Consider the following 25,379-nt stretch of genomic DNA (forward strand, 5'->3'; position numbering starts at 1 on the left):
GCACACCGCCTCAGTTCTTCGGCGCGGCCTTGCTTTCATAACGACGCGACCATTCCTGCAGGATGGCTTCGCGGTTCTTGGCGGCCCAGGCAAAGTTGTTCTTGCTCAGGCGCTTGGCGTAGTCGGTGGGGATATAGGGGTTCTGCTTGGCCACGCCCGGCATGGCCACCACGGCGTAGTTCTTTTCATACAGCTGCATGGCCGGCAGGCTGACCGAGAAATCCGCCAGCTTTTTGGCGGCGGCCAGGTTCTTGCTGCCCTTGAGGATGGCCGTGGCTTCCAGATCCCAGCCCAGACCTTCCTTGGGATAGACCAGATCGATCGGTGCGCCCTTTTCCTTCAGCTCGGCACCGCGGTATTCAAAGGAAATGCCGATGGGGTATTCGCCGGCGGCGGCCATCTTGCACGGCTTGCTGCCGGAATGCACATACTGCGCCATGTTGACGTGCAGTTTGTCCATGTAGTCCCAGCCCTTTTTCTCGCCCATCATCTGCAGCCAGGCGGACACATCCAGATAGCCGGTGCCGGACGAGGCCGGATGCGGCATCACGATCTGACCCTTGTAAACCGGCTTGGTCAGGTCGGCCCAGCTTTCCGGCTTGGGCAGGCCTTTCTTGGCGGCTTCCACGGTATTGAAGCAGATGGTGGCGGCCCACACGTCCATGCCCGTCCACTTGGGCGGGTGCGCCTTGTCGACGAATTCGCGATTGAGCTTTTCCACACCCTTGGGCGCATAGCCTTGCAGCATGCCCTGCTGATCCAGGATCATCAGGCTGGTGGCAGCCAGCCCCCACACCACGTCGGCCTGCGGATTGTTCTTTTCCGACAGCAGCTTGGCGGTGATCACCCCGGTGGATTCGCGCACAAAGCGCAGCTCGATATCCGGATTGGCCTTTTCAAAGGCTTCCTTGTAATCCTTCACCTGGTCGGCTTCCAGTGCGGAATACACCGTCAGGGTGGTGGTGGCCTGTGCCAGCGGAGCCATCAGGCCGGTACACACCAGGCCAATACATGCAGCCATCTGCTTTTTCATCGACATTACTCCATTGATTTAGACGTATAGACAAATTTACCGGCACTTGAAGGCTGGTCGGCCAGTCAATGGCTGCATCTTGACCGGCATGAATGACAAGGCAGTTAAACCGACATGAAACTTGTCTTGCGCTGCTAGACCTTTCCCGCAAACTGTCCGCCCAGCGTGGCGCTGCCGATTTTCTTGGCCGCAGCCAATGCCCGCGGTATACACTGCAAGCATAAAATAAACGGACCCCGAAGCTGCCCAATGACCCTGCGTCGCATCTTTGACAGCATCATCACCCGCTTGCTGATCCTGGTGGTCTGCCTGGTGTGCATCGGCTCGCTGGCACGCTATTACGCGCTGGGACATTTCCTGCGCCAGGATCTCAGCACGGTGGTGCAGGAACAGCAGCTGGCGCTGGCCAGCTATGTGGCGCGTGATATCGATGACAAGATCAGCCAGCGCCAGACCCTGCTGACCCATCTCGCCAGCGATCTGCCACAAGCCTTGCTGCAGCGACCGGAGCAGCTGCGCCAGTGGCTGCGCCAGCAATACCAGTACCAGAACCTGTTTTCCGGCGGCCTGTTCGTGGCTGATCTGCACGGCAGGGCCGTGGCCGACTACCCGGTAGCGCCTGGCCGCACCGAACGCAACTATATCGACCGCGACTACATCCGGGCTGCCTTGCAGGGCAGCAGCTATATCGGCCGCCCGGTGCTGGGCCATGCCCTGGGCGTACCGGTATTGCCGATGGCCGTGCCGGTGTTCAATCGCGACATGCAGGTGGTGGCCGTGCTGGCCGGCATCACGCCACTGGCGGCACCCGGCTTTCTCGACCTGCTGCAGAAAGCCCAGATCGGCCATGACAATGGTGGTTTTGTGCTGGTGTCGCCGCGCGACAACCTGTTCGTGGCCTCCTCGCAAAAGGGCATGAACCTGCAAAAGCTGCCCGCCAGCGGCATCAACCCCTTGCATGACCGCGCCATGGCCGGCTATCGCGGCAGCGGCATCACCACCAATGCCGAGGGTCAGGAAGAAGTTGCCGCCATCGTGTCGGTGCCCAGCAGCGGCTGGTTTGTGGTGGCGCGCCTGCCCAGCAGCGAGGCCTTTGCCACCGTCGGCCATGTGCAGACCTTCGCCATTCGCGGTGCCATCGTGGCCACCGTGCTGTTTGCCTTGCTGGCATCGGCCTGCATGTATTACGTGTTGCGGCCGCTGTTTCATGCCGCCGCCGACGCCGAACGCATGACGCGCGGCGAACTGCCGCTGGTGCCGCTGGCCATCCGCCGCAATGATGAAGTGGGCCACTTCATCGCCGCCTTCAACCGGCTGCTGCGCAAGCTGCACGAACAGCAGGCGCAGCTGGAACGCATCGCCCACCACGACACCCTGACCGGGCTGCCCAATCGCCTGCTGCTGGCGGACCGGCTGAAACTGGCGCTGGCACAGTCACGCCGCCACGGCAAGCACGTGGCCCTGCTGTTCATGGATCTGGACGGATTCAAGCACATCAACGACAGCCTGGGACATGATGCCGGCGACGAGGCCTTGCGCATGGTCACCACCCGGCTGCAAGCGGTACTGCGCGAAACCGACACCCTGGCGCGTATCGGCGGTGACGAATTCGTGCTGCTGCTGTGTGACCTGGACGAGCAGGCCAGGGACATTGCCCGCATCGTGGCGGAAAAATGCCTGGCCGCCATGCAGCCGCCGCTGCGCATCGGCACGGAGGAATTCCAGCTGGGCATTTCCATCGGCCTGACCCTGGCCCGGGCCGACAGCACGCCCGATTCGCTGCTGCAGGAGGCGGATCAGGCGATGTATCTGGCCAAACATGCCGGTGGCAACTGCCTGATGCGCAGCTAGCAGCGGGCCGGGCGGCACGCTGCTGTTTGACCATGATCAAACCAATCCGACCAGTTAAATTTTTCAGTACATTCTCACCAAAAATAAGAAATATCCGAAAAATAACCCTACCCTGGCGAAAAACTACAGTGAATACCCCTGTCGACGCCTCCATATACTACAAAACATCCCGCCACGGGATCGGACCCCGGCCAGCCCTGGCCACGCCAGTCGGCATGCAGCATGCCAGTGCGCCGCCGTCCGGATGACAAGCCCTGTCATCGCTGCCTGACCGAGCAGGCCGCCTGTCACCAACAGGTCGCCCGGCTACCTGCCCAAGACGTTTGCTGTTGCTTCCATCCAATAACAGAAGGAGACGGTAATGTTGATCGGTGTTCCCAAGGAAATCAAAAACCACGAGTATCGTGTGGGTCTCACCCCTTCCGGCGTGCGCGAACTGGTCGCCCACGGCCACAAGGTGCTGGTGCAGACCCAGGCCGGGCTGGCCATCGGTTTTACCGATGAACAGTACATCCAGTCCGGGGCCTCGATAGCTTCTTCGGCAGAAGAGGTATTTTCCAAGGCCGAGATGGTGGTGAAGGTAAAAGAACCGCAGCCGGTGGAGTGCCGCATGCTGCGTACCGGCCAGATCCTGTTTACCTATCTGCACCTGGCGCCGGACCCGGAGCAAACCAAGCTGCTGACCGAATCCGGCGCGGTGGCCATTGCCTACGAAACCGTGACCGACGAGCGCGGCGGCCTGCCCTTGCTGGCCCCGATGTCGGAAGTGGCCGGGCGCATGGCCATCCAGGCTGGCGCCCATGCGCTGGAAAAAGCCCAGGGCGGACGTGGCGTGCTGCTGGGTGGCGTGCCGGGCGTGGCACCGGCGCGCGTGGTGGTGATCGGTGGTGGTGTGGTGGGCCTGAATGCGGCGCGCATGGCGGCCGGGCTGGGCGCCGATGTCACCATTCTGGACAAGTCGCTGCCGCGCCTGAAGGAAATCGACATGGTGTTCGGCGGCCGCATCAAGACCCTGGTGTCCAATACCGCCAATATCGACGAATCCATCCGCGAAGCCGACATGGTGGTCGGTGCGGTGCTGATTCCGGGTGCGGCGGCACCCAAGCTGGTTACCCGCGCCATGCTGGGCAATATGAAACCGGGTGCGGTGCTGGTGGATGTGGCCATCGACCAGGGCGGCTGTTTCGAAACCAGCCGCGCGACGACACATCAGGACCCCATCTATGTGGTGGATGGCATCGTGCATTACTGCGTGGCCAATATGCCGGGCGGCGTGGCCCGCACCTCCACCCAGGCACTGAACAATGCCACCCTGCCCTTCACGCTGGAACTGGCCAACAAGGGCTGGCGTCAGGCACTGCTGGACAATGCCCACCTGCGCAATGGCCTGAATGTGTGCCATGGCGAGATCACCTACAAGGCGGTGGCCGATGATCTGGGCTACCCCTATGTCGATCCGGTGGAAGCCATCAAGACCGCCTGATTCCCCTCAGGCTGTCCGCTGCTGACAAGGCCGGCCCATGCCAGGATCATGGCGCTGGCCGGCCTGATTGCATCAGCGTTCAGGCCAGCAGCAGGGTCAGCAGCCGCTGGCCGGCCTGCTCCAGCGCACCATCATTCTGCAGCACGATACAGCCCGGCGGCGGCTGATAGGCATCGGCCTCACGCAGGCGGGCGGCAATCTGCTGCGGCGTTTCGCGGCCACGCGCAGCCAGCCGCGCGGCCCGGACCTCGGCACTGGCGGTAATCCACACCGCTTGCAGCGCGGGAAACACCGCCTGCGCCTGGGGCAGGGTGGCACGCGAACCATTCACCACCACATCCAGCCCGTGTGCCAGCCAGCTTTGCACCTCCACCCCCAGCGCATAATCCAGGCCATTGCGTTGCCAGCACAGGGCAAAGCAGCCGCTGGCCTGGCGTTGGTGGAATTCCGCGCCGCTGAGCGCGATATGGTTTTCGCCGCCGGCATCGGCCGCGCGCGTGATATAGCGGTGGGCAAACACCACACCGGCCGCGGCCGGCAGCTGCTGCCGCACATAGGCCAGCACGCTGTCCTTGCCCGCCGCCGACGGCCCCATCACATACCACAGCCTTCCCGGTTCAACCCACATGCTGCAGCACTCCATCAAAGCTGCAGCTGGCCAGATAGCGCAGGGGGCTGGCCGGCTGCGGCTCGACAAACAAGGCCAGCCGGTCCACCAGCAGGGGCGGCAGGTCGGCAAAATGGCGCTCGGCCGCCTGCAACAGCTGCTGTGCTTCGCTGGCATCCGCCAGCGTATCGCTCAGGGTGAAGTGGCAGCGGTATTGCTCGAACACATAGGGATAGCCCCAGCGCTGCTGCAATTGCTGCTGGCGTTCGCTCAGGCCGGGCCGTGGCCGTATGGCTTGCTGCCGCTCGACCAGTCCATCCAGCGCCACCACGCAGCTGCTGGCCAGCTCATCCAGCATGGCGCTGGGGGCAGACGGGCGCAGGGCGAGAAAATCACCCAGTCTGGCCGGCTGCAGCGGCAGGCTGAATGGCTGGAAACGCCGGGCCAACGCCAGCAGCTGCTGCAACAGCATGGCCTCGCTGACCTGGGCGGCCGGCACAAACGGCGCTTTCAGCGTGGCATGCCAGCCATAGCGCGCTGGCGTGCGGGTAAGCAGCTCGAGACGTTCGCCACTGATGCCAGCCAGCGCGGGCTGCAGCACCGCCACATCGCGCGCGGCATCCCGGCCCAGCCAGTGGCAACCGGCCTGCCACCAGCGGCTGTCGGGGGCAGGTGCCAGGTAAACGGCATAGCGCATCACTGATCCTCCATCACCAGCTGCACCAGGTCACCATTGAAACAGGTGATGCCGTACTGCACCGGACGACCGTCGGGATCGACGTTCAGCGATTTGACATGCAATACCGGGCGGTTCTTGGGAATGCCCAGATAGTCCACCACCTCGCTGTCCGGCAGCCGTGCCGTCACCCGGGTAAAGCGGCGGGTGTAGTCCTGGATGCCGAAGTGCTGCAGGGTAAGGGTGACCGAGCGCTGCTGCTGGTAGATGGCCGGCAGATCGGGAAAACGCGCCGCCGGGAAAAACATGGTGGCGTAGTCCACCACCCGGTTTTCCACCCGGCTCAGCGTCTTGATGCGAAACAGCAGCTCACCGACCTTCACCTCCAGCAGGGCGGCCAGCTCGGCATTGGCCGCCAGGCTGTCGCTGGCCACCACATCGATGTCCGAACTGAGATTCTGCCGGGCCATATTGCGGGAAAAACGCGTGCGCTTGCTGATGGCGTAGTCGATGGCATTGTCCTGCACGAAAGTGCCGCGCCCCTGCTCCACCCGCAACAGGCCGCGTTCCACCAGCGTGGCCACCGCGCGCCGTATGGTATGGCGGTTGACGCGGAAGCGTTCCGCCAGTTGCAGCTCGGTAGGCAGTTGCTCACCGGCCTGCAGCTGGCCGCAGGCAATTTCCTCGGCCAGACTGTTTTCGATCTGACGCCATACCGCCACCCCTGAACCGCGTTCAATCATCTTTTTTCTCCGTCACCGCCAATGGTCTAGCGGCGCAATCCAAGCTTCACAAAAACTTCACGCTGACGTGCTGTTCACTTATCGACTGCTGCCATTATCATGCAGTCGTCTATACGTTTATATGAATTTTTCTTGAAACCAGCACAGGTTCACCACCCACATGGAAACCACGACAAGACAATACTGGCTCAGTCTGCTGGCACACAGCCCGGCACCACGGCTGGCCGAGCTGCTGCAACAGCACCTGCCGCCGGCTGACGACATCAGCTGGCTGCGGCGCGCCCAGACCGGCCTGGTGATGTTGCAGGGCCGCAGCGGCGGCAGCGGCAGCCGCTTCAATCTGGGCGAGATCAGCGTCACCCGCGCCAGCTGCCAGATCGCCGGCTGGCTGGGGCATGGCTGGGTACGCGGCAGCGATGGCCAGCATGCCGAGCTGATTGCCCAGGCCGATGCGCTGCTGCAAAACCCGCAATACTACCCGCCGCTGCAGGCAGCCCTGCTGCAGCCGCTGCAACAGGAACTCAGCGCACGGCGCGAACAGAGCGCCCGTGCGGCGGCGGCCAGCAAGGTCGAGTTCTTCACCATGGTCAGGGGGGACTGATGCTACTACAAGCTTTCGACAATATGGTGCAGGACTGCCAGCAGGTATTCCGCTGCACCCTGGCGGCGATGGCCGAGCCACTGCTGCCGCGCACCCTGCCCTGCCTGCCGCCGGCGCTGCCCGGCCTCAAGCCGGCCACCAGCGCCTTGCTCTATACCCTGATCGATCAGGATGTGACGCTATGGGCGCCAGCGCTGCCGCCCGCCACGCTGGCCAGCCTGCGCTTTCATTGCGCGCTGCGTCTGGCAGATACACCAGAGCAGGCCGATTTCATTTTGCTGCCGGCCGGCAGTGCCTTGCCCCCCTTGTCCAGCCTGCGCGCAGGCAGCCCGGAATACCCGGACCGCTCCGCCACTGTGCTGCTGGAAGTGGAAGATTTTACCCCGCAGCAAGTGGAAGCCAGCGGCCCTGGCTTCGCCAGCCCACGCCGCTTTGGTGCAACAGGACTGCCGCCGGCGTTCTGGACGCAATGGCAGGCCAACCATGCCCGTTTCCCGCTGGGTGTGGATGTGCTGCTGATTTCCGCCACCCAGCTGGCCGGCTTGCCGCGCAGCACCGTGGTACAGGAGGGATGACATGTATGTAGCCGTAAAAGGTGGCGAAACCGCCATTGCCCGTTCCTGGGATTTGCTGGCCGCCGCGCGCCGTGGCGACAGCGCACTGGCCGAGCTGAGCCTGGGGCAGATCCGCCAGCAACTGCGCCTGGCCGTGGCCAGGGTGATGCAGGAAGGTTCGCTCTACGACGAAGAACTGGCCGCGCTGGCGCTGAAGCAGGCCGCCGGCGACACGGTGGAGGCGGTCTTTCTGCTGCGAGCCTTCCGTACCACCCTGCCGCGCTTTGCCAGCAGCAAGCCGCTGGATACTGCCGCCATGCGGGTACGCCGCCGCGTGTCCGGCACCTTCAAGGATGTGCCGGGCGGCCAGATACTGGGCCCCACTGCCGATTACACCCAGCGCCTGCTGGACTTCTCGCTGGGCCACAGCAGTGAAGTGCCGCCCTGCACCCTGGCCGACAGCGGCGTACCGCAGCCCTTGCCCAGCGTGCTGGAAGTACTGGCCGCCGAAGGGCTGATCGAAGCCGAGCAGCCCTTGCCCGGCGACCCGGAGCCGGCCGACCTCACCCGCCAGCCGCTGATGTTCCCGGCCGACCGCGCTACCCGCCTGCAAAACCTGGCGCGTGCCGATGAAGGCTGGCTGCTGGGTCTGGCTTACTCCACCCAACGCGGCTACGCCGAAAGCCACCCCTTTGCCGGCGAAATCCGCATGGGCGAAGTCAGCGTCAGCGTTTGCCCGGAAGAATTGGGCTTTGACATCGACATCGGCGAAATCACCCTGACCGAATGCCAGATGATCAACCAGTTTGCCGGCAGCAAGACCGCCCCGCCGCAATTCACCCGCGGCTATGGCCTGAGCTTTGGCGAAGCCGAACGCAAGGCCATGGCCATGGCGCTGGTCGACCGCAGCCTGCGTGCCGAAGAGCTGGGCGAAGCGGCCCACGCCCCGGCCCAGCAGCAGGAATTCGTGCTGTATCACAGCGACAATGTGGAAGCCTCCGGCTTTGTCCAGCATCTCAAGCTGCCGCATTACGTCGACTTCCAGGCCGAGCTGTCGCTGATCCGCACCCTGCGCGCCCAGGCCAACTCCTCCGCACCACAAGAGGCCGCCCATGACTGAAGCCTGTCATAGCCAATGGCAATACAATTTTGCCTTTCTCGACGAAAACACCAAGCGCATGCTGCGGCGGGCCTTGCTCAAGGCGGTGGCCATCCCCGGCTACCAGGTGCCGTTCGGCAGCCGGGAAATGCCGCTGCCCTATGGCTGGGGCACCGGCGGCATCCAGCTCACCGCTAGCATCATCGGTCAGGATGACGTGCTCAAGGTCATCGATCAGGGGGCAGATGACACCACCAATGCCGTCAACATCCGCCGCTTCTTCGCCCGTGTCACCGGCGTGGCCACCACCAGCAGCACCGCGGCAGCCAGCCTGATCCAGAGCCGTCACCGCATCCCGGAAACCCCGCTGCAGCCAGGGCAGATCATGGTGTTCCAGGTACCGGAGCCGGAAGCGCTGCGCACGCTGGAAGCCAGCGAGGTGGAAACCCGCAAGCTGCATGCCCATCAGGAATACGGGCTGATGCACGTCAAGCTGTACGAAGACATCGCCCGCTTCGGCCATATCGCCACCAGCTACGACTACCCGGTGATGGTGAACCAGCGCTATCTGAGCTCGCCCTCGCCCATTCCCAAATTCGACAACCCCAAGCTGCACATGAGCCCGGCCCTGCTGCTGTTTGGCGCCGGCCGCGAAAAGCGGCTGTATGCCATTCCGCCGCATACCCGGGTGGAAAGCCTGGCGTTCGAAGACCATCCCTTCAGCGTGCAGCGCTGGGAGCAGGCCTGCGCCCTGTGCGGCAGCCATGACAGCTATCTGGATGAAATCATCACCGACGACGCCGGAGCCAGGATGTTTGTCTGCTCCGATACCGATTACTGCCAGCAACAGCAGGAGGGCAAGGCATGAGCCAGCCAGTACTGAGCGTGAGCGGCCTGGCCAAGGACTATGGCAACGGGCAAGGCTGCTTTGACATTGATTTCGAACTGTACGAGGGCGAGGTGCTGTGCATTGTCGGTGAGTCCGGCTCGGGCAAATCCACCCTGCTCGCCACCCTGGCCGGCCGCCTGAGCGCCGATGCCGGCAGCGTGCGCTTTCGCGACCGCGCCGGCAGCAGCCACGAACTGACCACCCTGGCCGAAGCCGAGCGCCGCCGGCTGGCACGCAGCGAGTGGGGCTTTGTCACCCAGCATGCCCGCGACGGCCTGCGCATGAATGTATCGGCCGGCGCCAATGTCAGCGAACGGCTGATGGCGCTGGGCCAGCGCCATTACGGCCAGCTGCGCGAAACCGCCGCCCAGTGGCTGGAAAAAGTGGAAATCAGCCGCGAGCGGCTGGACGACCGCCCCACCGCCTTTTCCGGCGGCATGCAGCAGCGCTTGCAGATCGCCCGCAACCTGGTCACCCAGCCGCGGCTGGTGTTCATGGACGAACCCACCGGCGGGCTGGATGTCTCGGTCCAGGCGCGCTTTCTCGACCTGCTGCGGCGGCTGGTTCACGATACCGGCATCGCCGTCATCATGGTGACGCACGATCTGGGCGTGGCGCGGCTGCTGGCGCAGCGCACGCTGGTGATGCAACAGGGCCGGGTAGTGGAAGCCGGGCTGACCGACCAGATCCTGGATGATCCGCAACACCCTTACAGCCAGCTGCTGGTGTCCTCCATTTTGCAGGCCTGAAATCATGAAGCTACTGATCGATGCTCAACAGCTGAGCAAAACCTTTGTCCTGCACCAGCAGCATGGACTGGCGCTGCCGGTGCTCGCCGACGTTTCACTGCAAGTGGCCGCAGGCGAATGCGTGGCACTGACCGGCCCCTCCGGTGCCGGCAAAAGCACCCTGCTCAAGGCACTCTATGCCAACTACCTGGTAGGGGCTGGCAGCATCCGCATCCGGCACCAGGGCAGCTGGGTCGACATGACCACCGCCCGGCCCCATGAAATTGCCGCCGTGCGCCGCCATACCCTGGGCTATGTCAGCCAGTTCCTGCGGGTGATTCCACGGGTGTCGGCCCTGGATATCGTGGCCGAACCGCTGCTGGAATGGGGCTACTCTATGCAGGAAGCCCAGCAGCAGGCCGGCGCATGGCTGGCGCGGCTGAATATCGGCGAGCGGCTGTGGCAGCTGCCGCCGGCCACGTTTTCCGGCGGCGAGCAGCAGCGGGTGAATATCGCCCGCGGCATGATCGCCCCCCGCCCCATCCTGCTGCTGGATGAACCGACCGCCTCGCTCGACGCGGCCAATCGCGCCGTGGTGGTCGAGCTGATGCTTGAAGCACGCCAGCGCGGTGCGGCGCTGGTCGGCATTTTCCATGATGAAGACACCCGCGCCGCCGTGGCCAGCCGCATTTTCGATGTGCCGCTGGCCCCTGCCCTGTGCGCCTGAGCCCTGACTGCGAAAGAAGCCCGATGAAACACCTGCTCAACAATGCCCGCCTGATCCTGGCCGACCGCATCATCGAGCGCGGCGCGCTGGAAATCGACAACGGCCTGATCAGCGCCGTGCATGAACAGCCGCTGCCGCCCGACACCCCCGCCTGCGAAGACCTGCACGGAGACGACCTGCTGCCCGGCCTGGTGGAAATCCACACCGATAATCTGGAAAAGCACCTGATGCCGCGCAACGGCGTGCTCTGGCCCATGCTGCCGGCGGTGGTCACCCACGATGCCCAGTGTGCGGCAGCCGGCATCACCACGGTCTTCGATGCGCTGGCCGTGGGCGATCTGGAAGGCGAAAGCGTGCGGCTCGACACCCTGCACACCGCCTTTGCCGCCATCAACCTGGGCATGGAGCAAGGCGTGTTCCGCGCCAATCACCTGTTCCATCTGCGCTGTGAGCTGGCCTATCCCGGCCTGCTGCAAGAATTGCAGCCGCTGATCGGCCACCCTGCCGTGCGCCTGCTATCGGTGATGGACCATACTCCGGGCCAGCGCCAGTATCGCGATATCGAGCAATACAAAAAGTACTACGGCAAGAAAAAGGTCGGCTGGAACGAACAGACCTTCCTGCAGGCAGTCAGTGAACGCCAGCACATGCAGCAACAGTATGCCGGCCGGCACAAGCAGGCCGTGGTGGAACTGGCGCGCCAGCATGGCATTCCGCTGGCCAGCCACGACGATACCGACCTGTCCCATATCAGCGAGGCGGTGCTGGATGGCGTGACGATTTCCGAATTCCCCACCACGCGCGCCGCTGCCCAGGCCGCCCGCGAGCACGGCTTGCACACGGTGATGGGCGCACCCAATGTGGTGCGTGGCGGCTCGCATTCCGGCAATGTCGCCGCGCTGGAACTGGCGCACCACGGCCTGCTGGACATCCTGTCTTCCGACTATGTGCCGGCCAGCCTGCTGCACGCCGCGTATTTGCTGGTGGCACAGGCCGGCTGGAGCTTGCCGCAGGCGATTGCCACCGTCAGCCACAATCCGGCACAGGCAGTGGGGCTGAGCGACCGCGGCCGGATCGCCGTCGGCCTGCGTGCCGACCTGCTGCAAGTGCGCCCGCACCCGGCAGTGCCGCTGGTACAGCAGGTGTGGAACGCCGGGCGGAGGGTATTCTGATGCCGGATACCATCACCACCCTGCGCCGCCTGCTGCTGGAACACGGCCAGCAGCACTATGGCGAAGCCATTACCCAGGCCGACCATGCCATCCAGGCCGCCACGCTGGCGCGCGACTGGGGCTGTGACGAAGAAATACAGCTGGCCGCCCTGCTGCACGATATCGGCCACCTGCTGGAACACGACGGTGCCGCCGCCATGGGCGAGTACGGCGTGCAGGCGCACGACCGGCTGGGGGCAGACTACCTGCTGGCACTGGGCTTCTCGGCGCGGGTGGCCCGGCTGGTGGGCATGCATGTGGCGGCCAAACGCTATCTGTGCGCCATCGATCCGGCCTATCTGCAACAGCTGTCCAGCGCCAGCACCGCCACCCTGGCTTATCAGGGCGGCCCGATGAGCGCCGCCGAGGTGGAGACCTTCGCCCGGCTGCCCGACCTGCAGGACATCCTGCTGCTGCGCCGGCTGGATGAAGCAGCCAAGGATGGCGGCTGGCAGCTGCAGCAAGTGGAATGGCTGTGGCCGGTGATGGCCGCACACCTGGCTGCGCAGCAGACCAGCAAGCGGCATTGACTGCAGCACATTAAAAAAACCGCTGCCCCGTAAGGGTTCAGCGGTTTTTTCTTTATGCGCAGCCAGGCTGGCGGGCGGGCAGCAGCGGCGCTTATTCAGCCAGCAGCTTTTGCACCACGTCGACATAGCCTTGCTTGGCGTCATCGCTGGACATGCCCTTGAGCTTGTCCCAGGCATCGTATTTGGCGCGGTTGATGAAGTCCATCATGCCCGGGCGCTCGCCGCTGACATCGCCTTCACTGGCCTGCTTGTACAGCGCATACAGCTGCAACAGGGTCTGGTTGTCCGGACGCTCGGACAGCGAGGTGACATCGGCCTGGGCCTGGGTAAACAGTGCATTCAGATCAGACATGCTTCTTCCTTCGTGATTGCTTCGTCATTGGGTAACAGGAGCGGTATGTTCCGCTGTACTGGCACGGGCGGCTGCCTGACGCTGCCGACCCGGCTCCCGGCTGTGCCGGGATGGCTGAATTTAGCACGAAACAGGCGCTGCTGCTTGCCCCGCGCGGGCGGCTTAGTTGCCCGGCAGCGCGCCATCACCGGGTGGACCGATGCGGATCAGCTTGAAACTCTTGACCGGATGACCTTGGCGGATGGCCGGATAAAAACGCGCCTGGCGGAACACTTCCAGCAGCGGCCCCTCGACCCCGGCCGGCCGCGCCGACACCAGCTGTACCGCATCCACCCCGCCTTGCTCGTTGATATATACCCGCAGGGTGACCTCGACCTCATCCATGCCCAGGCCATAGGGCTCGACCAGCTGGATAGGCAGCTGCTCCAGCGCCAGCACATCCAGCTGCCGTGCGGCATAGTAAAAATCCAGCCCCAGCTGCTGTGCGGTGGCCTCATCCTGCGCGGGCGCACTGGCCGGGCTGGCGGCCAGCGGCTGGCTGGCATCGGGCAACACTGGCGCGACTGCGGATGCCACCGGCTCTGGCAATACCGCCGGCGGCGGACTGGTCACGGCGGCCGCGCTGGCCGCCTGCGCCAGCCGCGTCTTGCTGGCAGGAGACAGCAGGAGCTTGGCCTGATGGTGTGGGAGAGACCTGGGCTGGACGGCCAGCCTGGCTGGCGTGGCAGGAGGGGCCGGCGGGCTGGCTTTTGCCGCTGGCGCAGCCTGGCGGGCGGGCGGCCCCAGCCGCACCGACATGGCTGATGGCTGGCCGTGCAGGCTGCCGTCCTGTGTCAGCCGCAGAAACAGCGGCAGGTGCAGCAGCAGCGACAGACTGAGCATCAGCAGCAGGCGGTCGCCTTCTGACAGAGCGGCCCAGCGCCACTGGGCCGGCATCCAGCGCAGGCCGGCGGGCAGCTTCATGAAACAGGCCACACTCCGCCAGCTGGTTTACTTGGCATCCAGCAGTTTTTCGATGTCGTCCTTGGCAATGGCACCCGGCACCAGGCGGCCATTGCCAAAGATCAGGCCAGGCGTACCGGTAATGCCCAGTTCGTCACCCATGGCTTCGATCTTGTCCAGTGCACTGGTATCGCACTTGTCGGTGCCGGTGAGTTCCTTGCCATCGCGCATGAAGGCGGTCCAGGTAGCCAGACGGTCCTTGGAACACCAGATCTGGCGGGCCTTGTGCGGCGCATCCGGATGCAGTTGGGCCAGCGGATAGAGGAAGGTGTAAATGGTGACATTGGTGATGTCGGGCAGGCTTTCACGCTCCAGCTGCTTGCAGTACGGGCAGTCCGGATCGGTGAACACCGCCAGCTTGCGCGCGCCGTTGCCACGTACTTCCTTGATGGCGTACTGGAAGGGCAGCTTGTTGAAGTTGACGCGATTCAGCTCGGCCATTTTCTTTTCGGTCAGGCTGGACTTGGCTTCGGTATCGATCAGATCACCGACAAACAGGTATTTGGCCTCGGCGTCGGTGTAGACAATCTGCTTGCCCTTCACCACCACCTCGTACACCCCCTTGACCGGGGTTTCGCTCACGCTCAGCACTTCACGGGTGGGGAAGCGGCTGGAAAAGGCCTTTTTCACCTGCTCGTTGCTGGAGGGGGTGGCATTGGCATTGCAGGCACTCAGGCTCAGCAGCATGGAGGCGGCCAGCGCCAGGGCTTTTACGGTGGTTTTCATTCAGATTCCTCGGGTTCAGAAGCCAATGGCATGACGGGCAAACTGCCGCTTGAGCGGTGTCAGCCGGTTGGTGAGTGTCAGGCCGGTATTGCGCAACCAGGACAATCCCGGCAGGTGCTCGGTGTGAAACAGCCGATACAGGCTGTCGCAGGTAAACTGCATGGTTTTCACTGCCTCGCGGCGCGAGCGCTCGTAGCGGCGCAGCAGCATCCAGTCGCCGGCATCGCTGGCGCTGGCCAGTAGCGCGGCCAGCTGGGCGGCATCCTGAAAGCCCAGGTTGACCCCCTGCCCCGCCAGCGGGTGCACGGTGTGGGCGGCATCCCCGACCAAAGCCAGGCGCTGGCTGACCACCGCTGCCGGCTGGATCAGCCGCAGCGGAAAGGCCGCGGCCGGTCCCAGCAGGCTCAGATGACCCAGCTGGTGATCTCCGGCAGCCGCCACACGGGCGCAGAGTTGCTCGGCAGACAATGCCAGCAGCGCATCCGCATCGGCAGTGGACCACACCATGGAAATGCGATTGCCCGCCATGGGCAGCCAGGCCAGAATGCTGTCGCCGGTAAACCACTGGCGTGCAATATCGCCATGCGGCTTTTCACAGGCAAAATTGGCCACTACCCCGCTCTGGCCATAGGGCTTGATGCTGGCGGCCAGGCCGGTTTGCTGGCGCACCCAGGAGTTGGCACCGTCCGCGCCCACCACCAGCCGGCTGCACAGCTCCCGGCCATCGTCCAGGCTCAGGCTGGCTGCCGTGGCCGTGGTCTCGAGTGCCAGCGGCCGCACGCCGGTAAAGCAGTCGACACTGCTGTGCCGCAGGCGCTGCCACAGGCTGGCCAGCAGCCAGCGGTTTTCCACGATCCAGGCCAGCGCACTGGCATCGGCATCGCTGGCGGCAAACTGGATGCGGCCACCGGCATCGCCACGCACATCCATGCTGGCAATGGTGCCGATGCGCGCCATGTCCGGCCAGGCTTGCAGCTGTTCCAGAAAACGGCGGTTGAGCGGGCTGACGGCATAGATGCGCGCATCCCAGCCCTGTTCCAGGTCGTCAAAGCGGGCGGCGGAACCTTCCAGCAGGGCAATTTTCTTGCCGCTGTCGGCCAGCGCCAGCGCCAGCGCCAGGCTGGCCCCCACCAGGCCACCACCCACGATGATCACGTCGTACTGTGTCATGTCTTGCTTTCCTAAAGCCCGAACACCAGATGGCGGGCAAAGGCGCGTCGCAGCGGCGGCACGCTGTCCAGCGCGCTCATGCCGGCGCCGCGCAGGGCGCTGACCAGCGCCGAATCACCATCGAACAACTTGATCAGCCCATGGGTAAAGCCGACCACGGCATGGCTGTCCAGCTTGCGGCTGGCGGCATACACCGCCAGTGCCGCGGCATCGCCCGGATCGCTGACTTCATTCAGGGCATCTGTCAGGCCAATGGCATCGCGCAGGCCCAGATTGAGGCCCTGCGCCGCCACCGGGTGCATGGTCTGCGCGGCATTGCCGATCAGCACCACCCGGCCGCTGCTGACGCGGTTGACCTGGCGCAGTGCCAGCGGAAAACTGCTACGCGGGCCGATGGCCAGCACCTTGCCCTGGCGCTCGCCAAACGCCTGCTGCAGTTCGGCCATCACCTGTTCGTCAGCGGCCTCCTGCAAGGCTTTGGCATCGGCCGGGGTGCGTGTCCACACCAGCATGTAGTGGTCGCCATGCGGCAGCAAGGCAAACGGCCCTTGCCTGGAGAAGCGTTCGTAGGCAATGCCGGCCGGCGGCTGTTCGGTGGTCACCTCGGCCAGTACCGCGCATTGCTGATAATCATGCACCAGCCGCTTGATGCCGGGCAGGCTGTCGGCCAGCGCGCCGCCCTCGGCCAGCACCACCAGCCGCGCCGTCAGGCTGATGTCGCCATGCACGCCGCTGGTTTTCACCGAGGCATAGCAGCCCAGGCTGTTTACCGCTTCGACACGGGTCTGCCACCAGACCTGCACCCCCGCCTGCTCCAGCTGGGCATTGATGGCCAGCGTCAGCGCCGGGTAATCCACCACCACGCCCAGGTGCGGCAGTTTCAGGTCGGCACAGTCCAGCCGGGTGCGGCCAAATGCCCCCTGCTGCGAGACATGGACGGTGTCGATGACGCTGGCCGGCAAATCATCCGGCCAGGCTGCAGCGGCAGCCAGTGCCGTGCGGCTGTGCCAGGACAGCGCCAGCGCACGGGCGTCGGTCAGCGGTGCATTCTTGGCTCTGGCCTCGACCAGCAGTACGCGGCGCCCCGCGGCGGCAAAGCGCAGTGCCGCCAGCGCGCCGACCGGCCCGCCACCCACGATGATGATGTCGGCATGTTCGCCGCCATCGTGACCGCCACCACAGCCAGCTGTGCGGCCGGTTTGCTTGTCTGTCGTTTTCATGTTCAGACGCCCTGCATCAGGATTTCAATTTCGTCGATTTCTTTGGGTACATCAGCGGTGTACACCTCGTGGCCGTCTTCGGTCACCAGCACATCGTCCTCGATGCGGATGCCGATATTGTGCAAGGCCAGCGGGACATTCGCGGCCGGACGGATATACAGTCCGGGCTCGATGGTGGTGCACATGCCGGGCTGGTAGCTGCGCCACTGGCCGCCAAGCTTGCGCTGGCCGACATCATGCACATCCAGACCGATCATGTGGCCGATGCCATGCATGTAGAACTGGCGGAAGGCGCCCGATTCGATCACGCCATCCACGCTGCCGCTCAGCAGCTTGAGGTCCAGCATGCCTTGCACCAGTATCCGCAGCGCCGCATCGCCCGGGGCATTCCACGGCGCATCAGGCTTGACCGCAGCGATGCCGGCCAGTTCCGCCGCCAGCACGATTTCATACACATCGCGCTGGGCAGCGCTGAACTTGCCATTCACCGGAATGGTACGGGTAATGTCGCCGGCGTAGCCGTTCAGCTCGCAACCGGCGTCGATCAGCAGCAAATCGCCATCGTTCAGACGGGCATTGTTGGCGGCGTAATGCAGGGTGCAGGCATTGGCACCGCCAGCCACGATGCTTTCATAGGCCGGATAGCGTGCCCCGTGGCGGATGAAGGTGTGCAGGATTTCCGCTTCCACCTGGTATTCCATCATGCCCGGTCGCGTGGTGCGCATGGCCTGCAGATGGCCCTCTGCGGATATCTGGCCGGCACGGCGCAGCATGGCGCGTTCACCGGCATCCTTGAGCATGCGCATCTCATCCAGCGGCCAGCGCAGGTCGTGATAGACCGCCGGCGGCTGCTCGCCGCTGCGGTAGCGCTGGCGCACGCTCTCCAGCCAGCCATTGACGCGCACGTCAAATGCCGCGTCCCGGCCGACATTCCACCACAAGGCTTTCTGACCGCTGAGCAAGTCGGGCAGGCGCAGGTCCAGCTCGGCCAGCGGATAGGCTTCGTCAAAGCCAAAGGCTTCGCGTGCGCCATCCGGCCCGAAACGGAAACCTTCCCACACTTCCCGCTCCATGTTTTTTTCACGGCAGAACAAGATGGACTTGCCCAGGGCGGCATCCAGCACCAGCACGGCTTCCGGCTCGGCAAAACCGGTCAGGTAGAGGAAATGGCTGTCAGCGCGATAGGGATAATGGTTGTCGGCATTGCGCACCACTTCGGGCGCGGTCGGCAGAATGGCAATGCCCTCCCCCATCTGCAGCATCAGGCGGCGGCGGCGCTCGGCATGGCTCTGGTACATGACTGATTCTTTCGCAGGATGGTGAGCCGGTGCACAAGGCCGGCATGGCTGAAGTTTACACTGTGGCGGCCCGGCTGCCGATGCCGATGCGCGGCAAACGGCAGGCATGAAAAAGGCTTGCCGGCAGGCAAGCCTTGCAGTACGGCCGACAGCCTGTCAGTCCAGCAGTGTGGCCGAGGTGTACACATCCTGTACGTCGTCCAGGTCTTCCAGCGCATCCAGCAGCTTTTGCATGCGCATGGCGTCTTCGCCGGCCAGTTCGGTTTCGTTCTGCGGCTTCATGGTGACTTCGCCCATTTCCGCCTTGAAGCCCTTGTCTTCCAGCGCCTGCTTCACATCGCTGAATTCGTAGGGGCCGGTAATGACTTCAATCGAGCCGTCTTCATTGGTCAGCACGTCTTCGGCACCGCACTCCAGCGCGGCTTCCATCAGCGCGTCTTCATCCACGCCCGGAGCAAACACCAGGAAACCGCAATGGCTGAACTGGAAGGCCACGCAGCCGTCGGTACCCATATTGCCGCCGTACTTGGAGAAGGCATGGCGCACATCGGCCACGGTACGGGTCTTGTTGTCGGTCAGGCAGTCCACCATCACCGCGGCGCCACCGATGCCATAGCCTTCGTAACGGCATTCGACATAGTCCACGCCTTCCAGCTGGCCGGTGCCACGCTTGATGGCGTTATCGATATTGTCCTTGGGCATGGATTCGGCCTTGGCCTTGTCCACTGCCAGCCGCAGACGCGGGTTCATGTTGACATCGCCGCCACCCATCTTGGCCGCAACGGTGATTTCCTTGATCAGACGGGTGAAGATCTTGCCGCGCTTGGCATCCTGACGACCCTTGCGGTGCTGGATGTTCGCCCATTTGCTATGACCTGCCATAATTGCCTCAATCTCGTATGGCCCCACCGGGCCGGTTTAATGCCAGAAAAGTTGGCGGCTATTCTAGCAGAAAGCTATTTCGCCTTCAGCATGGCCAGCATGAAGGTGAAGGCCTGGCCATAAATCTGTTCGATGGCGGGCACCATCAAGGGCAGCGTGAGATAGATGGTGATGAAACCGATCATCAGCGTCAGCGGGAAGCCGAAGGTGAAAATATTGAATTGCGGGGCCGCCCGCGTCATCACGCCGATGGCCAGGTTGGTCACCAGCAAGGCAGCAATCACCGGCATCGACAGCCACACGCCCCAGGAAATGATATGCCCTCCCCACAGCACCAGTGCCTTCATGCCCTGCGCCGGCATGCTCATGCCGATGGGCAGCACCTGGAAGCTCTCCACCAGGGTGGACAACACCACCTGGTGGCCATCGAAGGTGAGGAACAGCAGAAACACGAACATCGACAGCAGCTGTGACACCACCGGCACCTGGGCGGCATGCATGGGGTCGAAGAACATGGCAAAACCCAGGCCGGTCTGCGCCCCCATGATGAAGCCGGCCATTTCCACGGCAGTCATGGTCAGGCGCATGACAAAACCCATGGCCAGGCCGATGAGCAATTGCTGGAACAGGATGGCAATGCCGGCAGCGGAAATCACCGGCACCGCAGGGGTGGGCGGCAGCAGCGGCAGCACCAGCATGGTCAGCATCAGGGCAAAGCCGGCCTTGAAACGGCGCGGCACGCCACGGTAGGCATACAAGGGCTCGACCAGGAACAGGCCGATGATGCGGGCGAAGGGCCAGGCGAACATGGCGACCAGCGCATTGATCTGCGCATCAGAAATGCTGAACATGGCGCGCCGGTTCAGCCGATGACGGTGGGAATGCTCTGAAACAGCCGGGTGGTGTATTCCACCAGGGTGTTGAGCATCCACGGCCCGGCCAGCACCAGCACCAGGAACATGGCCAGCAGCTTGGGAATGAAGGTCAGCGTCATTTCATTGATCTGGGTGGCCGCCTGCAGCACGCTGACCAAGAGGCCCACCACCAGCGACACCAGCAGCACCGGGGCCGAGACGATGATCAGGATGTACAAGGCATTCTGTACGATATTGATGACGAGTTCCGGACTCATGTATCACTCCTTGCCGCGGCAGGCTCTTGCCAGCCGCCCTTGGCCATCAGCCAGTTTTCCAGCGGGATGCCGTCGCGCACGACACGATTGGGCCTGAGCATCACGTAGCCGGCCGCTTCCAGCACCGGCCTTGCCGCATGACTGGCCCAGGCATGCAGGGCTGTCACACCAGCCGCCGCCGCGGCACCCTCAAGCTGCTGAATCATTTGCCGGGCCAGCCCGCGCCCTTGCGCCCAGGGGGCGACATAGAGCATGTCCAGCTCACCGGCCTGCGTCAGCCAGGCAAAAGCCAGCAACTGGTCACCATCGCGCAGGCCCACGCTCCAGGCACCGGCCAACCGGGCTTCCCAGTTAACCCGGCCGTCTTCATCCCAGATGCCGGCCCAGGCCAGCCGCGCCGCCAGGGAATAAGCGTCATCCGGCAGGTTGGCCACGCAGTCTGCCAGCAGGGCATGGCAGTCGGGCAGATGTTCGGGCTGCAGGGTAAAGTTTTCCATGTCGGCTAGCCGGTATAAAAGCTTTGCACCAGCGAACCCATCAGCAGGGTCCAGCCGTCCACCAGCACAAACAGCATCAGCTTGAATGGCAGGGAAATGGTGACTGGCGATACCATCATCATCCCCATCGCCATCAGGATGCTGGCCACCACCAGGTCGATGATCATGAAGGGAATGAACACCATGAAGCCGATCTGGAAGGCGGTTTTCAACTCGCTGATGACATAGGCCGGGATCAGGGTTTTCATGGAGACATCCGCCTTGCTGGCCGGTTTTTCCGAACGGGAAATCTCGATGAAGAAGGCCAGATCCTTTTCGCGGGTCTGGCTGAGCATGAAAGCCTTCATCGGCTTGCTGGCTTCTTCCACCGCCTGGTTAAAGGTGATCTTGTCATCGGAAAACGGCGCCCAGGCCTTGCTGTATACCTGATCAAAGGTCGGCCCCATCACAAACAGGGTCAGAAACAACGACAGCCCCAGAATGACCTGATTGGGCGGCGACTGGGTCACCCCCATGGCCTGGCGCAGCAGCGACAGCACGATGACGATGCGGGTAAAGGCGGTGGTCATGAGCAGCATGGCCGGGATGAAGCCCAGCGCCGTCATGAACAGCAGCATCTGCAGCGACAGCGAATAATTCTGGCCGCCGCCGGCACCCGGAGTACTGGTCATCAAGGGCAGGCCACTGGCCTGGCTGCACAATGGCAGGACCAGCCACATCAGTGGCAATAGTCGGAAGAAAGGTTTCATTATTTGTTTACGACTTCGGATTGCTGACGCCCCTTGTCCATGGCGGCCTTCAGCCAGCGGGCAAAGGGTTCGCCCGGCGGCACCACATCGGCAGCGGCATCAGGCGGGCGGTCCAGCTTGGTCAGCAGATTGACGCTGTGACTGGTGACACCCAGTACCAGCCATTCCCCCTCCAGCTCGACGATGACCACTTTCTCGCGCTGGCCGACCAGCACGCCGCTGACCACGCGCAGGCGATTGGATCCCCCCAGCATGCCGCCGGACATGCGGCGGAACAGCCAGGCCAGGCCGACAATCGCCCCCAGCACCACGGCCAGCCCCAGAATTACCTGCAGCAGGCTGGAAAAGGGTGTCGGAGTGGCCGCCAGCACGACCGGGGCCGATGCGGCAGCGGCAGCCGGGCCAGCGGCCGGCAGCAGGCTGAGCGCCGCCAGCCAGCCTGACAGGCGGCAGGAGCGGCGCATTATTTCTGCAGGCGGCGGATGCGTTCCGCCGGGGTGATGATGTCGGTCAGACGGATACCGAACTTGTCGTTCACCACCACCACCTCGCCCTGGGCGATCAGGCAGCCGTTGACCAGCACATCCATCGGCTCGCCGGCCAGACCGTCCAGTTCCACCACCGAGCCCTGTGCCAGTTGCAGCAGGTTGCGGATGGCGATCTTGGTGCGGCCCAGTTCCACCGTCAGTTGCACCGGGATATCGAGAATCATGTCCAGATTGCTGGGCACATTCAGCGAGGACTCGCTGCCCGTACCCAGTTCCTGGAACAGATTGGTGGCCGGCTGCACATTGTCAGCCTGTGCGGCATCGGTGGTTTCCTGCTCCGCCATGGCGGCGGCCCAGTCATCCATGGATACTTCTTCGTCGGCCGCGCCCGCGCCCTGGCCTTCTTCTAGCTGCTCAGTCATTGCTTGTTGTCTCCTGCGGGCTCGGCGAACTCACCGGCCCCGGCCAATACCTTGTCTACCTTGAGGGCGTAGCGCCCCTGCACGGTGCCGTAATGGCACTCCAGTACCGGGATGCCGGACACGTCGACCACCACAGCCTCCGGCACATCCAGCATCACCACGTCACCGTTTTTCAAATTGAGAATCTGCCCCAGCGTGACCTTGGTTTCCGCCAGGGTGGCCACCAGTTCCACCTCCGCCGCCTGCACCTGGTGCGTCATCAGGCTGACCCAGCGGTTATCCACTTCGGTACGGTCGGCCTGCATGGTGCTGGACAGCACATCGCGAATCGGCTCGACCATGGAGTATGGCAGACAGATGTGAAAATCGCCGCCTCCGGCCCCCAGCTCGATGTGAAAGGTCATGGCCACCACCACTTCGGTGGGGGTGGCGATGTTGGCGAACTGGGTATTCATTTCCGAGCGCAGGTAAACGAATTCGATGGGGTGTACCGGCTCCCAGGCTTTCTGGCATTCGGTAAACACCACTTCGAGCAGGCGGCGGATGATGCGCTGCTCGGTCGGGGTGAAATCACGCCCTTCTACGCGCACATGGTAGCGCCCGTCGCTGCCGAACAGATTATCGACGATCAGGAAAACCAGATCCGGGTCGAAAATCAGCAGACCGGTACCGCGCAGCGGTTTGACATGTACCAGGTTGAGGTTGGTGGGAACCACCAGATTGCGAATGAATTCGCTGTACTTCTGCACCCGTACCGGGCCTACGGAAATTTCCGCATTGCGCCGGATGAAGTTGAACAGACCTATACGCAGGTTGCGGGCAAAACGTTCGTTGATGATTTCCAGCGTCGGCATGCGGCCGCGCACAATGCGCTCCTGCCGCCCGATATCATAGCCGCGGACACCTTGCGAGTCCTGCGCGCTGTCATCATCTTCGTCCTCGCCGGTGACGCCCCTGAGCAGGGCGTCCACCTCTTCCTGGGACAGGATATCGTCGCCCATCGCTTACTGCTTCTGAATGATGAAGGAAGTAAAGAGTACGCTTTGCACCAGCTCTTCTTCGCCGGAATCCATGGACTCGTTGATGATCTGCTTCACCTGCGCCTTCAGCTTGACCTTGCCATCCGGCGTGGCCAGCTCGGCAGCCGACTTGGACGACAGCAGCAGGATCAGCGCACTGCGGATCTTGGGCATGTAATCGGTGAATTTCTTCTTGGCTTCTTCATCGCCCAGCTCGGCCTGCATGTCCACTTGCAGCAAGCTGCCATCACCACCCGCCAGGTTGACGACAAAAGTATCCAGCTTATCAAAGATGGGTGGGCCTTCTTTTTTCTTCTTGGGTTTTTCCTTGGTCTGCTCGGTTTGGGCTGCACCCTGCGGCTTGTTCATATTGCTGAACATCACATAGGCCAAACCACCCATGCCTGCCAGCACCAATACCAGCAGGATAACCACCACCAGCATCAGCTTGTTGCCCCCGCCCGCTTTTTTCTCGCCCTTCTCCGCTTTTTCCGCTTTTTTGTCTTCTGCCATGGGTCATCAGTCCGTACGTTAGGTTTATAGGGAAAGCTTAAGCCATTTCCCTATTATATTTTCCAGATTTCCGCACGAACTGAATAGAGCCCCCTTTTGAGCAAAATCAGGCGAAGATACTGAGTATCCCGCGTGCGGACTGGATGGCTGCCAGCGTGTCGTCTTCATCGTTGCCAGCGGCATTCTGGCGGCGGCCATTCTGGTTCTGGTTGAATTGCTGTTGCCGATTTCCGGATTGTCCGCTGGAAACCTGTGCATCGGCAAGAGCTATACCACTGGAAGCCATCATGGAAACCAGTTTCGGCATGTTGTTTTCGATTATTTCACGGGTTGCCGGCACCGCCGAAGTAAAAATCACCTGCGCCTGGTCATTGCCATTCATTTTCAGTGTGACTTCCACCGGTCCCAATTGCGGAGGATTGACCTGAATGGTGGCCTTGTCCATTTTCATGCTGACCATGGACAGGACCTGGTCGCCCAGCGCCTTTGACCAATTCGGGTCGGTCATCGGCTGCGAGATGGTCAGTGTCTTGTTCTGGCTGGCCTGGGCCGCCTGTGCGGCCTGATTGGCACTCTGGCTGGCCGATGCCAGCTGATCGGCATTGGGCGGCAAGAATTGCTGCGCGCTGCCGTCATTGGCCGGCAATTCTTGCGCCGACCGCTTCAGCGCGGCGGCGCCCTGCAGCAGTGGATCGATACCCGCGTTCTTGATGCCGGCAGTCAAGGCGTCGCCGGTATTGGCCGCGACGACAGGCTTGTCCTGCACCGGCAGCACCGGCAGGGCGGCCTGCAGCATGGGCAAGGCCGCCAGCAGCATATTGGGGGAGGCATCGGCCGCCGCGGCATCGTCAGACGCTGCAGAATCCTTGCTCTGCTTGCCTTTGCCGTCGTCGCCACTGTCGGTCCCCTGCCCGGACAAGGCGTTGTTCAGGTTGCCGATCTGCGCCCCCAGCAAGCTGGCAAACAGGCCGCCACCATCTTGCGGACTGGCATCCGCCTGCCCCTGCGGCATGGCTGTTTTGGCGCTGGTCGCCGGAATTACGGTAATCGTCATGGCCGAAACCCCTTGGAAAGATGCAGGCATTGCAGCAATTTACATGCCAGCTTCTGACCGGCAGCCCAAGCTCCCGCATCAGCGGCAATTAATTTTATTAATGCGAATCATTATCTTTTGCAT

General features: G+C 63.2%; 30 protein-coding genes. 10 read left to right on the top strand and 20 right to left on the bottom strand.

Annotation, left to right across the window (positions count from 1 at the left end; all coding sequences use genetic code 11):
• Positions 1-10: 10 nt before the first annotated feature.
• On the bottom strand, positions 11-1,033 hold the full coding sequence (locus JHD64_RS07265; RefSeq protein ID WP_233170385.1) for a putative 2-aminoethylphosphonate ABC transporter substrate-binding protein: 1,023 nt from the start codon (positions 1,031-1,033) through the stop codon (positions 11-13).
• Between the two features lie 249 nt (positions 1,034-1,282).
• On the opposite strand from JHD64_RS07265, the gene JHD64_RS07270 reads away from it, so the two are divergent.
• Both JHD64_RS07270 and ald read left to right on the top strand, forming a co-directional pair.
• Positions 1,283-2,884, top strand: a complete 1,602-nt coding sequence (locus JHD64_RS07270) for a sensor domain-containing diguanylate cyclase (protein ID WP_199052787.1) — start codon at positions 1,283-1,285, stop codon at positions 2,882-2,884.
• Positions 2,885-3,245: 361 nt separating this feature from the next.
• Positions 3,246-4,367, top strand: coding sequence for an alanine dehydrogenase (gene ald, locus JHD64_RS07275; protein ID WP_199052788.1), 1,122 nt, complete (start codon positions 3,246-3,248; stop codon positions 4,365-4,367).
• Between the two features lie 79 nt (positions 4,368-4,446).
• Here the strand turns inward: ald and phnN are convergent, their stop codons facing one another.
• The 3 genes from phnN to phnF are packed head-to-tail and all read right to left on the bottom strand — an operon-like array spanning position 4,447 to position 6,393.
• Positions 4,447-4,995, bottom strand: coding sequence for a phosphonate metabolism protein/1,5-bisphosphokinase (PRPP-forming) PhnN (gene phnN / locus JHD64_RS07280; RefSeq protein ID WP_199052789.1), 549 nt, complete (start codon positions 4,993-4,995; stop codon positions 4,447-4,449).
• The gene (locus JHD64_RS07285) at positions 4,985-5,671 is read right to left on the bottom strand and encodes a DUF1045 domain-containing protein (RefSeq protein WP_199052790.1); all 687 of its coding nucleotides are present in this window, start codon (positions 5,669-5,671) and stop codon (positions 4,985-4,987) included. Before JHD64_RS07285 ends, phnN begins: the two co-directional genes overlap by 11 nt.
• Complete coding sequence (gene phnF, locus JHD64_RS07290; protein WP_199052791.1) at positions 5,671-6,393, bottom strand: phosphonate metabolism transcriptional regulator PhnF; 723 nt, start codon at positions 6,391-6,393, stop codon at positions 5,671-5,673. Before phnF ends, JHD64_RS07285 begins: the two co-directional genes overlap by 1 nt.
• Before the next feature lie 160 nt (positions 6,394-6,553).
• Here phnF and phnG point away from each other — a divergent pair, with 160 nt between their 5' ends.
• From phnG to JHD64_RS07330, 8 genes are read left to right on the top strand one after another with little or no spacing between them, the layout of a single operon-like run.
• On the top strand, positions 6,554-6,994 hold the full coding sequence (gene phnG, locus JHD64_RS07295) for a phosphonate C-P lyase system protein PhnG (protein ID WP_199052792.1): 441 nt from the start codon (positions 6,554-6,556) through the stop codon (positions 6,992-6,994).
• Positions 6,994-7,569 (top strand): phosphonate C-P lyase system protein PhnH, encoded by a 576-nt coding sequence (gene phnH, locus JHD64_RS07300; RefSeq protein ID WP_059287561.1) that lies wholly within the window; start codon positions 6,994-6,996, stop codon positions 7,567-7,569. The genes phnG and phnH overlap by 1 nt, the downstream gene beginning before the upstream one ends.
• A 1-nt stretch (position 7,570) precedes the next feature.
• Positions 7,571-8,668, top strand: coding sequence for a carbon-phosphorus lyase complex subunit PhnI (locus JHD64_RS07305; RefSeq protein ID WP_110312988.1), 1,098 nt, complete (start codon positions 7,571-7,573; stop codon positions 8,666-8,668).
• Positions 8,661-9,515 carry an alpha-D-ribose 1-methylphosphonate 5-phosphate C-P-lyase PhnJ gene (locus tag JHD64_RS07310; RefSeq protein WP_199052793.1) on the top strand — a complete coding sequence of 285 codons (855 nt, stop codon included), beginning with the start codon at positions 8,661-8,663 and terminating at the stop codon, positions 9,513-9,515. Before JHD64_RS07305 ends, JHD64_RS07310 begins: the two co-directional genes overlap by 8 nt.
• The gene (gene phnK, locus JHD64_RS07315) at positions 9,512-10,285 is read left to right on the top strand and encodes a phosphonate C-P lyase system protein PhnK (RefSeq protein ID WP_059287500.1); all 774 of its coding nucleotides are present in this window, start codon (positions 9,512-9,514) and stop codon (positions 10,283-10,285) included. Before JHD64_RS07310 ends, phnK begins: the two co-directional genes overlap by 4 nt.
• 4 nt (positions 10,286-10,289) lie before the next feature.
• Positions 10,290-10,991, top strand: coding sequence for a phosphonate C-P lyase system protein PhnL (phnL, locus tag JHD64_RS07320; RefSeq protein WP_233170386.1), 702 nt, complete (start codon positions 10,290-10,292; stop codon positions 10,989-10,991).
• 23 nt (positions 10,992-11,014) lie between these two features.
• Positions 11,015-12,163, top strand: a complete 1,149-nt coding sequence (locus JHD64_RS07325; protein ID WP_199052794.1) for an alpha-D-ribose 1-methylphosphonate 5-triphosphate diphosphatase — start codon at positions 11,015-11,017, stop codon at positions 12,161-12,163.
• A complete protein-coding gene (locus JHD64_RS07330; protein ID WP_199052795.1) occupies positions 12,163-12,732 on the top strand; it encodes a phosphonate degradation HD-domain oxygenase in 570 nt (189 codons plus the stop codon). Before JHD64_RS07325 ends, JHD64_RS07330 begins: the two co-directional genes overlap by 1 nt.
• Positions 12,733-12,823: 91 nt before the next feature.
• Here JHD64_RS07330 and JHD64_RS07335 read toward each other — a convergent pair whose 3' ends face one another.
• The 16 genes from JHD64_RS07335 to JHD64_RS07410 form a co-directional block, all read right to left on the bottom strand.
• Complete coding sequence (locus JHD64_RS07335; protein ID WP_059287656.1) at positions 12,824-13,084, bottom strand: acyl-CoA-binding protein; 261 nt, start codon at positions 13,082-13,084, stop codon at positions 12,824-12,826.
• 162 nt (positions 13,085-13,246) lie between these two features.
• Positions 13,247-14,047 (bottom strand): hypothetical protein, encoded by an 801-nt coding sequence (locus JHD64_RS07340; RefSeq protein WP_199052796.1) that lies wholly within the window; start codon positions 14,045-14,047, stop codon positions 13,247-13,249.
• A 27-nt stretch (positions 14,048-14,074) separates the two neighbouring features.
• Positions 14,075-14,812 (bottom strand): DsbC family protein, encoded by a 738-nt coding sequence (locus tag JHD64_RS07345; protein WP_110312992.1) that lies wholly within the window; start codon positions 14,810-14,812, stop codon positions 14,075-14,077.
• 15 nt (positions 14,813-14,827) lie between these two features.
• Positions 14,828-15,982: a UbiH/UbiF family hydroxylase gene (locus JHD64_RS07350; RefSeq protein ID WP_199052797.1), complete on the bottom strand. Its 1,155-nt coding sequence runs from the start codon at positions 15,980-15,982 to the stop codon at positions 14,828-14,830.
• An 11-nt stretch (positions 15,983-15,993) separates the two neighbouring features.
• Positions 15,994-17,202, bottom strand: a complete 1,209-nt coding sequence (locus JHD64_RS07355; protein WP_110312994.1) for an FAD-dependent monooxygenase — start codon at positions 17,200-17,202, stop codon at positions 15,994-15,996.
• Between the two features lie 2 nt (positions 17,203-17,204).
• Positions 17,205-18,500, bottom strand: coding sequence for an aminopeptidase P N-terminal domain-containing protein (locus JHD64_RS07360; protein ID WP_059287399.1), 1,296 nt, complete (start codon positions 18,498-18,500; stop codon positions 17,205-17,207).
• A gap of 156 nt (positions 18,501-18,656) precedes the next feature.
• Entirely contained in the window at positions 18,657-19,382 is a 726-nt protein-coding gene (locus JHD64_RS07365; RefSeq protein WP_059287400.1) for a YebC/PmpR family DNA-binding transcriptional regulator, read from the bottom strand.
• A gap of 74 nt (positions 19,383-19,456) precedes the next feature.
• Positions 19,457-20,233 carry a flagellar biosynthetic protein FliR gene (gene fliR, locus JHD64_RS07370; protein WP_059287401.1) on the bottom strand — a complete coding sequence of 259 codons (777 nt, stop codon included), beginning with the start codon at positions 20,231-20,233 and terminating at the stop codon, positions 19,457-19,459.
• A gap of 11 nt (positions 20,234-20,244) precedes the next feature.
• On the bottom strand, positions 20,245-20,514 hold the full coding sequence (gene fliQ, locus JHD64_RS07375; protein WP_059287402.1) for a flagellar biosynthesis protein FliQ: 270 nt from the start codon (positions 20,512-20,514) through the stop codon (positions 20,245-20,247).
• A complete protein-coding gene (locus JHD64_RS07380) occupies positions 20,511-21,011 on the bottom strand; it encodes a GNAT family N-acetyltransferase (RefSeq protein ID WP_199052798.1) in 501 nt (166 codons plus the stop codon). The genes fliQ and JHD64_RS07380 overlap by 4 nt, the downstream gene beginning before the upstream one ends.
• 5 nt (positions 21,012-21,016) lie before the next feature.
• Positions 21,017-21,760, bottom strand: coding sequence for a flagellar type III secretion system pore protein FliP (fliP, locus tag JHD64_RS07385; RefSeq protein ID WP_059287404.1), 744 nt, complete (start codon positions 21,758-21,760; stop codon positions 21,017-21,019).
• Positions 21,760-22,224, bottom strand: a complete 465-nt coding sequence (gene fliO / locus JHD64_RS07390) for a flagellar biosynthetic protein FliO (protein WP_110312995.1) — start codon at positions 22,222-22,224, stop codon at positions 21,760-21,762. The genes fliP and fliO overlap by 1 nt, the downstream gene beginning before the upstream one ends.
• Positions 22,224-22,670, bottom strand: coding sequence for a flagellar motor switch protein FliN (gene fliN / locus JHD64_RS07395; RefSeq protein ID WP_110312996.1), 447 nt, complete (start codon positions 22,668-22,670; stop codon positions 22,224-22,226). Before fliN ends, fliO begins: the two co-directional genes overlap by 1 nt.
• Positions 22,667-23,671 (bottom strand): flagellar motor switch protein FliM, encoded by a 1,005-nt coding sequence (fliM, locus tag JHD64_RS07400; RefSeq protein WP_059287390.1) that lies wholly within the window; start codon positions 23,669-23,671, stop codon positions 22,667-22,669. The genes fliN and fliM overlap by 4 nt, the downstream gene beginning before the upstream one ends.
• 3 nt (positions 23,672-23,674) lie before the next feature.
• Complete coding sequence (locus JHD64_RS07405; RefSeq protein ID WP_199052799.1) at positions 23,675-24,202, bottom strand: flagellar basal body-associated FliL family protein; 528 nt, start codon at positions 24,200-24,202, stop codon at positions 23,675-23,677.
• Between the two features lie 106 nt (positions 24,203-24,308).
• Positions 24,309-25,256 (bottom strand): flagellar hook-length control protein FliK, encoded by a 948-nt coding sequence (locus JHD64_RS07410; protein ID WP_199052800.1) that lies wholly within the window; start codon positions 25,254-25,256, stop codon positions 24,309-24,311.
• Positions 25,257-25,379 lie beyond the last annotated feature (123 nt).

The organism is Aquitalea sp. ASV15 (genome assembly GCF_016429115.1).
Classification (GTDB): Bacteria; Pseudomonadota; Gammaproteobacteria; order Burkholderiales; family Chromobacteriaceae; genus Aquitalea; species Aquitalea magnusonii.